The organism is Alteromonas lipotrueae (assembly GCF_019249255.1).
Taxonomy (GTDB): domain Bacteria; phylum Pseudomonadota; class Gammaproteobacteria; order Enterobacterales; family Alteromonadaceae; genus Alteromonas; species Alteromonas lipotrueae.
The window spans coordinates 161013-172991 of record NZ_JAESDJ010000007.1 but is presented as its reverse complement, the minus strand read 5'-3'; the positions used below and the strand labels follow the sequence as shown (position 1 = coordinate 172991).

The window sequence follows — 11979 nt, the reverse complement described above, 5'->3', positions numbered from 1 at the left end:
AGGATACGAAATGAAAGCACAAGTTTCATGGGATAAAGACCTCACTTTCACCGGTACTACCGACAGTGGGTATAAGACCGTCATGGACGGTAGTGGAAATGCAATATCACCAATGGAGTCAGTATTATTAGCTGTTGGCGCATGCTCCAGTATTGATGTGGTAGAGATCCTTAAAAAAGGCCGCCACGAAATTGAAAGCTGTGAATGTGAACTAGAAGCCGATCGTGCTGATGACGCCCCTCGCGTGTTTACAAAAATTCATGCCCACTACACTGTGGTAGCGAGCAGCGTGACCGAGAAAGCATTAGCGCGTGCAGTACAACTTTCTACTGAAAAATACTGCTCGGTTATGTTGATGCTAACCGGCAATGTGGAGATCACCACCAGCTATACTTTAGTTGAATCCACACACAATTAGGCTAATACACCACCTATTAGTGTAAAGGGCTATCAGAGATTGATGGCCCTTTTTTATTCCCCCACAAAAACCAATCTAACCACCTGATTGTTAAAGAATAAATATCTTCTTACATTTACTGGCATGGTTGCTGCTGTAAATTGGTATTACTCTAATAATTAACGACAACAATCAGGTATTTAACCATGGACGCTTCGTTTAACTCTCTTCGCACACTGTCCCTTACTGGCGGCATACTTTCTTTATCTTTGCTACTAGGTGCGTGTACCGACGCCGACGCTATAAACCCAACCGAAGACATCGCTGAAACGGTGATCGCAATCCCGGTAGAAGCCGCTGTGGTAACCAATGGCTCAATTAGTTCCACTTATACAACCACTGCTATTTTGGAAGCGAGAGAAGAAGCGTTTGTGGTAGCAAGGGCTTCCGGCATAATTGAACAGATAGTGGTAGAAGAAGGCGACTACGTTGAAAAAGGTCAAATTCTAGCGCAATTAGACAAACGCAGATACGAACTCAACCTTGCGAAGGCAAAGGCAGATTTAACCGGTTTAGAGCGTGAATTAGATAAAGTAAACAAAGTGTATTCTAAGAACCTTATCAGCGTTGATACTTACGACAAACTAACCGCCCAATACGAATCAGCCAAAGCGTCGGTTCATCTTGCTGAACTAGATTTAAAAGAAACCACCATTACTGCCCCTATTAGCGGTTTTATCGCTTCTCGAAACGCCAAAGTAGGTAACTTGACTGAATCTTTCCAGCGAGAGCGCATGTTTCATATTGTGCAGCAGCAGAATTTACAAGGTGTGGTGTATTTACCTGAAAATGAATTGCAGAATGTGGCGGTAGGTCAACCCGCCACCCTTATTATTGCTGCACTTGGCAATAAATCGTTAATGGCATCAGTAGAGCGAATTAGCCCTGTTATTGATGCAACCACCGGCACGTTTAAAGTTACCCTTGCGGTGCCAAATGAAAAACACGTATTAAAAGCGGGCATGTTCACTGACGTAGCCCTTGAGTATGCACTTCACAATAGCGCTACGCTACTTCCTCGACGTGCCCTTATTACCATGGACAACCAACATAGCGTCTTTGTTGTTAAAGACAATATAGCCACAAAAGTCGACATTGTGACTGGCTTTGAACAGGATGAAATGATTGAGGTATTAAGCGGCTTACAAGGTGATGAAAAAGTGGTTACTGCTGGCCACCAAAACCTAAAAGACCAAGCCCCTGTTGATGTCGTTAACGGCTAAGCCCGCTATAAAAAGGATATACCATGCGTATTGTTGATATAGCGGTTAAACGCCCGGTTGCCGTGTCTATGTTTACTTTTGCTGTACTGTTGTTTGGTATGGTCTCATTAGGTCGGTTATCGGTAAATTTACTGCCAGACCTCTCCTACCCCACGCTAACCATTAGAACCGATTACACGGGTGCTGCTCCAGGCGAAGTGGAACAACTTGTTTCTAAACCTATTGAAGAAGCCATTGGCGTAGTAAAAGGGGTAAGAAAAGTAACTTCTACTTCACGTGCTGGCCAATCAGACGTGGTGATGGCGTTTAGATGGGGCACAGATATGGATTTCGCGAGTTTAGAAGTGCGCGAAAAGCTTGATGTGCTTCAACTCCCTCTCGACATTGAAAAGCCTCGTCTGTTGCGCTTTAACCCAAGTTTAGATCCGGTTATCAAACTAGGGCTCACAGAAGATGTACTCACTGGCCAACTGTCTACCACCCAAATGAAAAGGCTACGGTTATACGGCGAGCAACAAGTGAAACGCGCCCTCGAATCTGTTGAGGGTGTGGCAGCTGTGCGTGTTGGCGGTGGCCTTGAAAACGAAGTACACATTCTTATCGACCAACGTAAAGCCAGTCAGTTATCTATCCCTATTACCCGTATTATTGATCGTATTAAAGCCGAAAATGTGAACGCCGCGGGTGGTCGTATTGAAGGCGATGCCCAAGCGTTCTTAGTGCGCACACTGAATCAATTCGAAAACCTAACGGAAATAGAGAACCTGTTTATTGGCCGCTTTGAAGGTAGAAATATTCAATTAAAAGATGTGGCGACGGTAGAGGGTGCTTATAAAGATCGCAGTGTGGTAACTCGCTTCAATGGCAGTGAAGGGGTTGAAATTGCGATTTACAAAGAAGGCGATGCAAATGCAGTTGATGTAGCAAAGCAAATAGCCTCCCGCCTTAGTGAAATTGAGAATGACATTCCTGCGAATTACACACTGACGCAAATATACGATCAGAGTGTTTTCATAAAACAAGCTATCGATAATGTTAAGTCAGCGGCTATTATGGGCGGCTTACTTGCCATGCTAGTGTTATATCTATTTCTTAAGGATTTTTGGACTACAGTGATCATCTCTGTGTCTATTCCTGTCTCGGTTATTGCCACCTTCAACCTGATGTATGCCAACGATATAAGCCTAAACATGATGAGTTTAGGGGGGATTGCACTGGCTGTGGGTTTGCTTGTCGATAACAGTATTGTGGTGTTAGAAAACATCGACCGCCACAAAAAACGTAAACAAGCCATGTTGGCAAACAATGCTCATGGTGATATTAGTCACAGTACTCCTGTTTTGGCTGACGATCCTGCCGCATCAGGCACTAAGGAAGTATCGGGTGCCATTGTTGCTTCTACACTAACCACTATGGCCGTATTTGTGCCGCTTATTTTTGTAGAAGGCATTGCCGGTCAGCTATTTAGAGATCAAGCGCTAACCGTCAGTTTTGCACTCGCCGCCTCGTTAGTTGTCGCGCTCACACTTATTCCCGCCATGGCGCGAAGAAAGCAAAAAACGCAGCTTGCACACGAAGATACTTTTTCATCACCCACAAAAGCCCGCCCCACGACCTTGCTAGGGAAAATTGGCTATGTCGTAAAATGGCCTTTTGCAATGTTACTTCGCTTTGTGTTCGTTTATTTGCCGGCTGCGCTAATTACCTTAGTGATTGGTGCATGGCATATTCTTGCCAAGGGCTTGTCATTGTTGTTTACGCCCTTAGTGTGGTTATTTAACAAAGGTTTTAATGGTCTGGAAAAAGTGTATCACCAAGCCTTAATTGCAAGCTTGAAGGCTAGAACACTTGTGGTCATGATAGCCTTAGTTTCAGCGGGTGGTGCGCTCTTCCTTGTCCCTAAACTGGGTATGGAGCTTATTCCCACTATGTCGCAAGGTGAATTCTCGGTAGATATTACCCTACCAGCGGGTACCCCCCTAAGCACAACTGATGCAACGTTATCGAACTTATCGGCAATAGCATCGGCAGATTCAAACGTAGCAAGAACTTACGCCATGTCGGGTACCGGAAGTCTAATTAGTGCCGCGCCTAGCCAAGGTGGCGATCACTGGGGAAGACTCAACATCGTAATGGCCCCTAATGCCAATACAAGCTCGAGCGAAAGCAAAAATGCGAGTAGCAATATGGATAACGTAAAGACCGCTCTACGCGACGCACTTAACCGTTACCCAAATGTTCAAGCTACCTTTACTGAGCCAGAACTCTTTACCTTTGCCTCGCCTATTCAAGTTGAAGTGAGTGGCTATGATTTACGCCAACTTCAAACGTATAGCGATAAAATTGCCCACGAATTAAGTACACATGACAATTTCACCGATATTTCTACCAGTATTCGTGAAGGTAACCCAGAACTAAAAATTGAGTTTCATCATGCCAAGCTGTCTCGTTTAGGCCTTGATGCTGCCACGGTGTCGTCTTTAATTGCCGCTAAAATTGGTGGCCGCGTTGCCACACAATACAGCCTCGAAGATAGAAAGGTTGATGTACTCGTGCGTACCAAAGACAGTCAGCGCGACAACATCAATGATGTACGCGCCATTGTCGTGAACCCTGACTCATCACAGCCTATTCCCCTTGGTGCCGTTGCCGATGTTTACATGAGTGTAGGGCCCAGTGAAATTACGCGCATTGGGCAGCAACGGGTGGCATTAATTTCCGCGAATTTAGCAAAAGGGAAGCTAGATGAGGCCGTTTCATTGGTCAATAAGGTGCTTAACGATACACAGTTACCTTTGTCGATGGATGCCACAGTGACTGGGCAAAGTGAGGATATGCAAGATAGCTTCAGGTCGCTGCAATTTGCCTTAGCGTTGGCTATTTTCATGGTGTACTTGGTGATGGCGTCGCAATTTGAATCACTACTTCATCCACTGCTTATACTGTTTGCGGTTCCCCTTGCTGGTGCAGGTTCTGTGTACGGCCTATGGCTTACCAATACACCATTGAACGTAGTGGTTTTCATCGGGCTGATTATGCTTTGCGGTATAGTGGTTAACAACGCCATTGTGCTTGTTGATCGCATTAACCAATTACGTGCTAACGGCATGGAAAAAAACGCAGCCATCATCGATGCAGGAAAAACCCGTTTACGCCCCATTGTGATGACAACCCTGACGACCATTTTAGGCTTGATGCCCATGGCGTTTGGATTAGGTGAAGGCGCTGAAATACGCACACCTATGGCCATTACCGTAATTTTCGGATTGCTATTTTCTAGCTTGCTTACCCTAATATTGCTGCCCGTGCTTTACAGCCTTTTCGATAAAAAGGTCTCGACTGTGGTAGAAAAAAACCAAGGGGCAGACGTTTCGGGAGGCGCCTATGAAAACGCCTAACGATGAGCATAACAAGGGCGCTACGCAACCTGATAAGCCCACTGAAAATACTATCAATGGCATTGGCGCGGCACTAGCACGCTTTGCGTTAAACCGCCCAGTGACTATAGGCATGGTGTTTATCTCCATGTTGTTATTTGGCGCAGTGTCTGGAAAGTTGTTGCCCCTGGAGAAATTCCCTGGCATAGACATTCCTGAAATGGTGGTTGAAGTGCCCTACCCCGATGCTACGCCGGTAGAAATTGAAACCATGATCACCCGCCCGGTGGAAGAAGCCATCGCCACCATGTCGGGTATTAAACGATTGCGGGCAAGGTCGTATGAAAACAAAGCGGAAATCATTGTTGAGTTTGATTGGGATGAAAACCTTAAGGCAAAGGGCGTAGAAGCCAGGGAAAAAATTGACGCTATTCGCCACTTACTTCCTGCTGATGTAGAGCGTGTCATGGTGTACAAATTCAACACCAATGATATGCCCATTTTTCAACTCCGCGTTTCGAGCGATCGTGACTTATCCCTCGCGTATGACTTATTAGAGCGTAATTTAAAGCGCCCTATTGAGCGCGTTGCTGGTGTGTCTAAGGTTGAACTATACGGCACTCTCAAAAGGCAAATTACTATTCGGTTAGATCCGAAATTAATGACGGCCTATCAAGTGGATGTCACGGCCTTGGGGCAAAAGCTTCAAAACGCCAACTTTTCGTTAACCGCAGGCTACATGTATGACAACGGCGAGAAAATACTGGTTAATCCCGTTGGGGAATTTACCGATATGGCCGATTTCGAAAACATGTGGGTTTCACCCAATGTGCGTTTGTCCGACATTGCCACAATCAGCTTTGAATTGCCCGAGCAAAGCGAAGGCCGCCACCTAGATAGAACCTTTGCGGTTGGGTTTAATATATTCAGAGAGTCTGGTAGCAATTTAGTCGAAGTTTCCTCTGACGTTATGAAAGTGATAGAGGAAGCCAAGTCTGACCCTGCGTTTACGGGTATTAACCTGTTTGTTATGGACGATGTGGCAAAAAGCGTCACCTCATCGCTGTCTGATTTGCTCAGTGCTGGATTGTTAGGTGCATTACTTTCTATCGTGGTGCTGTATTTATTTTTGCGCCAGCTTACCACAACTCTCATTGTCGTACTGTCAGTTCCATTCTCAATCTGCATTACATTGGGAGTGATGTACTTGATGGGCTACACCCTAAATATCTTGTCTCTGATGGGCTTGATGTTAGCAGTAGGTATGTTGGTTGATAATGCGGTGGTTATTACCGAAAGTATCTTTCAAGAACGACAACAAGATAACCATATTAGCCGCGCCACCCAGCGTGGAGTTAACAATGTCAGCTTGGCCGTTATTGCAGGAACCGCCACTACCGCTATTGTATTTTTACCTAACATTGTGGGCGTGAAAATTGATGTAACGATATTTTTAGAGCACGTCGCCATCGCCATTTGTATCTCGCTTTTCGCCTCGTTGTTTATTGCCAAAACCTTGATCCCTTTACTTACTACAAAAATAGCGATTCCTGAAGCGAAAGAAGACAGCACGCCTGGCTATATCACGCGATATGGTCGAATACTGTCTTGGGTAATGGTAAACCAAGGAAAAACATCACTGATTGCATTAGGTATTTTGCTTTCTACTGCTATTCCTATGCAGGTCGTTACCTCCGATGATGAAGGTAACGATAATCAAGAACGAATTTGGCTAAATTATCACGTTACTCAGAACTACACGCTTGATGAAGTAGAAAAAACGGTGGATAAAATGGAGGCGTTTTTATATGAAAACCAAAAACGCTTCCACATTAAACAAGTTTATACCTATTTCACGCCAGGGCATGCAGTAAGTGGAATAACCCTAAACGACGATCTCCCTGTGAGTGTGGGTATGATTAAAGAAGATATTCGAGAAAACATGCCTGCCTTCGTTAGAGCTCGACCATCATTTCAATGGGACAGTGGTAACGGCGGCGGTGTGCGTATTACCTTGTTGGGCGAATCTTCAGATACCTTGCTAGAAATATCAGAACGGCTTATCCCTATACTCGCTAATATTGATGGACTCACCGACGTGAAAGCCGATACTGGCTCTAAACGTGACGAACTTCAGATTCGAATTGATAGAGAAAAGGCGAATCGGTTAGGAATTCAAGTGAGTGACGTAGCCCAGCTTGTGGCTACGGCATTAAGAGGCGCGAATTTACGCACATTTCGATATGGTGATGCAGGTGAAGTGAATGTTCAGCTTCGCTACGGCAGTGATGTTCAAAAATCATTGGATGCTCTTAAGCATATTAATATTGGGTTTAATCAAGACCGGGCAATCACCCTTGCTATGGTGGCGGATTTTTCGGTTGAGCAGCAACTTTCGCAGATAAATCGAAGCTACCGACAAACGGCGTTAGATATAGGCGCAAATTTGGAAGATGATGCCACTATAGAAGAAGCCAAAGAGCGTATTCAACAGGCACTAGCCCATATCGAACTCCCCACGGGTTACCAGTGGACACTAGATGGCAGCTTTTCACGCCAAGATGAGGCCAATGGGGTGATGCAAATGAATATGCTGCTCGCTTTGTGCATGATTTATGTGGTGATGGCGGCGCTGTTTGAATCGCTAGTGCTACCTACCTCGGTGATTACGTCGTTACTCTTTTCATTTACCGGCGTCTTTTGGGCCTTTATGGTCACGGGTACATCCATGTCGATAATGGGCATGATTGGCATGCTAATTCTCATGGGTATTGTGGTGAATAATGGGATTGTATTAGTCGATAGAATTAATCAACTGGTTAATGAGGGGATAACCCTTTATGACGCCGTTGTGCAAGGCGCACAATCTCGCATTCGCCCCATTTTAATGACGGTAGCAACAACTGTTCTAGGCTTAGTGCCCCTTGCTATGGGTGCAACAAGAATAGGTGGCGACGGACCGCCTTACTCGCCAATGGCCATTGCCATTATTGGTGGGCTAGTGTTCTCTACCATGACCAGTTTATTTTTGGTACCACTTGCTTATGTGTTGCTACTCAAGCTGCGTTTTAATACTCAGCGAATGATAGTCAACGGACAAGCTAGAATAGCTAAACTTATTAAAGTGTGAATAGTGTAGTTACGATGACTAAGCCGTAAATAGTGTTAAGCATTACTTACGTAGCGGGTGTTTCTGCTGATAAAACATAACAGCACAGCCACCCGCTAACTTAGTAAACGCACAATTAACTACGTGACGTTAGGTATTCGTGAACTGAGTTGGCATCACGCTCAACAGAGAACTTGATTAAGTTAACACCGTTACATGTTAAACCGTCTTCTGCAGTAACCATGCGTAATACTTCACGTTGGCTAGCACCAATACGACCTACGTTACGGGCAAGGTTTGAACGTAATACTTTAATATCATCAAGTACAACCGCTTTACAGAAGCCTGAAAATTGTGTTTCGCCTACAAAACGAACGTCTTTTTCTGGCGCAGCGTTAGCATTAACAGCAAAAGCTAGTGCAGCAGTAGCAGCTAAAGTCTTAAGTAATTTCATCATTAGATCCTCAAAGGTTTTGGCAAACTCGGTAAAAGCAGTTCAAGGAAGGAATTCCCTGAGTGCCCTTTATTTATGACCTAAAATGGAAATTAATGCTGTTTAAAGATTGTATAAGGCGAGTAAACTAACGGTAAATCAGAATGTTACTAAGTCATTAACAAACTACACACCTGATTTATAAAGAGTTATTAGTTTGATTTATAACGGTTCGTTATAGCTGTGAGTTTTTTACTATTAAAAAGGTCTAATACTTTTGTCTATTCTTGTACAAATAAAAGCCTGATGTATGAAATTTTCACAAAAAAAGGCAGAGCAATGAGATAAAACCCTGTTACCCCGCCCAACTTTGTTGTAATAAAACTACATTTTAGTCATATTTTCTTGCACGCTTAGTCGAAATAGCGTCGATATATGCGTGCCACGATGCATAACCGATTAGCGGCATTAATATGATAAAGCCAACGAAGCCTGTAACGAAGCCAATAGCCACCGCCGTAAATATAATGGCGCCCCATATGAGCATGGGAACTTTATTTACCCATACCGCGTTAACACTGGTGAGTAACGCCGTGGCTAAATCGACCTTACGTTCCATTAATATAGGTTGAGTGAAGGCTGTAACAAATAGCATGGCTAAGGTGAAACCTGCCCCCACTATCGAGCCCAGTACCAGAAATGGCATTAAACTCTGAAGGGTGGTTTCTATATTCGACGGATATAGTGCGTGAATGAGCGAAGCCACCCGCAGCCAAAATATCATCATCACCATTAGCAAAATACCAAACCCCCATTCATTCACTGCATTTCTTCGCATGGCGCGCAATGAATGCATAAAGGTAGGCTTGTGCCCTTTTTCCAATTCCCAACTTATATCATATAAACCTGCAGCCAAGAACGGACCAATCAACATAAAACACACTATGGCGGGCATTATCACCAAGTGCCAGCCTGTCATCTCTACTAGGTACATTATGAACCAAGGAATAACGGCAAACATAACGCCATATACCGCGGTTAAAATAGGCGTGCGCATAGCGTCGCGCAAACCAAGTGAAAGCCATTTTATAGGATCGCCTATATCGAGTTCCTTACAAGGGATTACCCTTGCAATACCGCTTTGAGTTATCGCATTTTCTGGGGTTTCTTTAAAATGGTGCGACATAATGAGAATTACCTCTGCTATTACACGTAAAAGGTGTTGGCGCGCCCATCCTAATGCGCCGTACTTATACGATAGGCCGATTCACTTAATTTTACAATTAATTAACAAGATTTTAGCCTTTTTGATGAGTTTCTATTTCTAATTAGCTGTTAATTGGTAAGTTTACTATATGAAGTTTTTTTTAATATTGTGTTTATCAATCACTTTTTAGGTATTTCCGACCAATTTTATGATGCAAACCTCAATTCCCCGCACGCTTTTTAACCAAATCGAAATATTTTTCACGTTTAGCGCTAAATTAGGCTTCGCAAGGGTATGTGGTTTACGTTAACCTCAAGGTCTGTAAATTAACCAGAAAGACCATGAAAACTGTATCTCGCTCACACAAATTAGATAACGTTTGTTATGACATTCGCGGCCCCATTGCGGCACAAGCTAAAAAAATGGAAGATGAAGGCCACCGTATTTTAAAATTAAATATTGGTAACCCTGCCCCATTTGGCTTTGAAGCCCCCGACGATATCCTTAAAGACGTTATTCACAACCTGCCTACTTCCCAAGGATATTCAGATTCAACGGGAATTTACGCAGCACGTGTGGCAGTGATGCAATATTATCAACAGCGCAACATTCAGCATATTCGTGTAGACGATGTTTATATTGGTAACGGCGTTAGTGAATTGATAATGATGGCCATGCAAGCGCTACTCAATCATGGCGACGAAGTACTAATCCCAAGCCCAGATTATCCACTTTGGACCGCTGCAGTAAGCTTATCTTCGGGTTCACCGGTACACTATCGATGTGATGAACAAGCCGGCTGGTTTCCTGATTTAGATGATATCAAGAGTAAGATAACCAGTAAGACTCGTGCTATCGTACTTATCAACCCGAATAACCCCACCGGCGCGGTTTATGACAAAGCGCTATTACAAGACGTTGTCGATTTAGCCAGAGAACATGGCTTAGTGGTGTTTAGCGATGAAATCTACGATAAAATTTTATACGACGATGCCGAGCACACCTGTATAGCCTCTCTTGCTGACGATGTATTTTTCGTTACCTTTGGCGGACTGTCTAAAAACTACCGTGTAGCGGGCTTTCGTTCTGGCTGGTTGGTAGTGAGTGGGAACAAGCGCTTAGCACGGGACTATATAGAAGGTTTAAATATTTTATCGTCTATGAGGATGTGTGCAAATGTACCTTGTCAGAGTGCAATCCAGACCGCGTTAGGTGGATATCAGAGCATTAATGACTTAGTGAAAGACACTGGTCGCCTTCGCATTCAGCGTGATGTAGCGGTAGACATGCTTAACAGTATTGACGGTATACACTGTGTTAAGCCCAAAGGTGCTATGTATTGCTTCGCTCGCGTTGATGAGAAAAAATTCAATATAAACAATGATGAGCAGATGATTTTAGATTTGCTGCGTGCTGAAAAGATACTACTAGTACACGGTAAAGCGTTCAATCTGACAGATGGCATCTATTTCCGTTTAGTGTTTTTACCTCATAGTGATGTGCTAGTTCCGGCGCTTCACCGTATAGGTAACTTCTTTCAACACTATCAACAAGGCGCTTAACGTGTCAGATAAAAGCCATTTTTTTGCTCACCTTGCCCGATTAAAGCTCATTAATCGCTGGCCGCTTATGCACAATGTACGCACCGAAAACGTTCAGGAGCATAGTTTACAAGTGGCCATGGTGGCTCACGCCCTCGCCTTAATAAAGAACAAGTTTTTTGGCGGAACATTAAACGCAGAACGTATTGCTACCATTGCGATGTTTCATGATGTGTCTGAAGTGCTCACTGGCGACCTTCCAACACCGGTAAAATATTATAATCCAGACATAAAGCACGAATACAAAAAGATTGAAAAGATAGCCGAAAACATTTTAATCGACATGGCACCAGACGCATTTAAAGAAGATTACGCCTCACTGATTGATGCTAATTTTCACACTAAAGAAGAAGCCTTTATTGTTAAAGCTGCCGATGTACTGTGCGCCTATTTGAAAACCTTAGAAGAACTTTCAGCAGGAAACCAAGAATTCAAATTAGCTAAAAAACGGTTAGATAAGATTTTAAAAGAATACCATTCAGATGAAGTCGATTATTTCCTTACCCGTTATGTGCCTAGTTTTTCGCTCAGTTTAGACGAAATTACCCAGGAAGAAATTTAAAAAAGGAACG

At 43.7% G+C, this 11979-nt stretch carries 8 protein-coding genes; 6 read left to right on the top strand and 2 right to left on the bottom strand.

Translation table 11 applies throughout. From position 1 onward, the window contains the following. Positions 1 to 10: 10 nt before the first annotated feature. The 4 genes from KYS23_RS11910 to KYS23_RS11895 all read left to right on the top strand — a co-directional run bounded on the left by KYS23_RS11910 (position 11) and on the right by KYS23_RS11895 (position 8187). Entirely contained in the window at positions 11 to 418 is a 408-nt protein-coding gene (locus KYS23_RS11910) for an OsmC family protein (protein ID WP_159530655.1), read from the top strand. A 185-nt stretch (positions 419 to 603) separates the two neighbouring features. Beyond that, positions 604 to 1680 carry an efflux RND transporter periplasmic adaptor subunit gene (locus tag KYS23_RS11905; protein ID WP_159530657.1) on the top strand — a complete coding sequence of 359 codons (1077 nt, stop codon included), beginning with the start codon at positions 604 to 606 and terminating at the stop codon, positions 1678 to 1680. Between the two features lie 23 nt (positions 1681 to 1703). Continuing rightward, positions 1704 to 5078 carry an efflux RND transporter permease subunit gene (locus KYS23_RS11900; RefSeq protein WP_218418825.1) on the top strand — a complete coding sequence of 1125 codons (3375 nt, stop codon included), beginning with the start codon at positions 1704 to 1706 and terminating at the stop codon, positions 5076 to 5078. Continuing rightward, positions 5065 to 8187, top strand: a complete 3123-nt coding sequence (locus tag KYS23_RS11895; RefSeq protein ID WP_220100303.1) for an efflux RND transporter permease subunit — start codon at positions 5065 to 5067, stop codon at positions 8185 to 8187. Before KYS23_RS11900 ends, KYS23_RS11895 begins: the two co-directional genes overlap by 14 nt. Positions 8188 to 8302: 115 nt before the next feature. Here the strand turns inward: KYS23_RS11895 and KYS23_RS11890 are convergent, their stop codons facing one another. Both KYS23_RS11890 and KYS23_RS11885 read right to left on the bottom strand, forming a co-directional pair. Further along, entirely contained in the window at positions 8303 to 8620 is a 318-nt protein-coding gene (locus tag KYS23_RS11890; protein WP_057792150.1) for a DUF3718 domain-containing protein, read from the bottom strand. A gap of 370 nt (positions 8621 to 8990) precedes the next feature. Beyond that, the gene (locus KYS23_RS11885; RefSeq protein ID WP_159530661.1) at positions 8991 to 9785 is read right to left on the bottom strand and encodes a DUF2189 domain-containing protein; all 795 of its coding nucleotides are present in this window, start codon (positions 9783 to 9785) and stop codon (positions 8991 to 8993) included. Between the two features lie 362 nt (positions 9786 to 10147). On the opposite strand from KYS23_RS11885, the gene KYS23_RS11880 reads away from it, so the two are divergent. Both KYS23_RS11880 and yfbR read left to right on the top strand, forming a co-directional pair. Beyond that, a complete protein-coding gene (locus tag KYS23_RS11880; protein WP_159530663.1) occupies positions 10148 to 11368 on the top strand; it encodes a pyridoxal phosphate-dependent aminotransferase in 1221 nt (406 codons plus the stop codon). 1 nt (position 11369) lies between these two features. Further along, the gene (yfbR, locus tag KYS23_RS11875; protein ID WP_218397199.1) at positions 11370 to 11969 is read left to right on the top strand and encodes a 5'-deoxynucleotidase; all 600 of its coding nucleotides are present in this window, start codon (positions 11370 to 11372) and stop codon (positions 11967 to 11969) included. Positions 11970 to 11979: the final 10 nt, after the last annotated feature.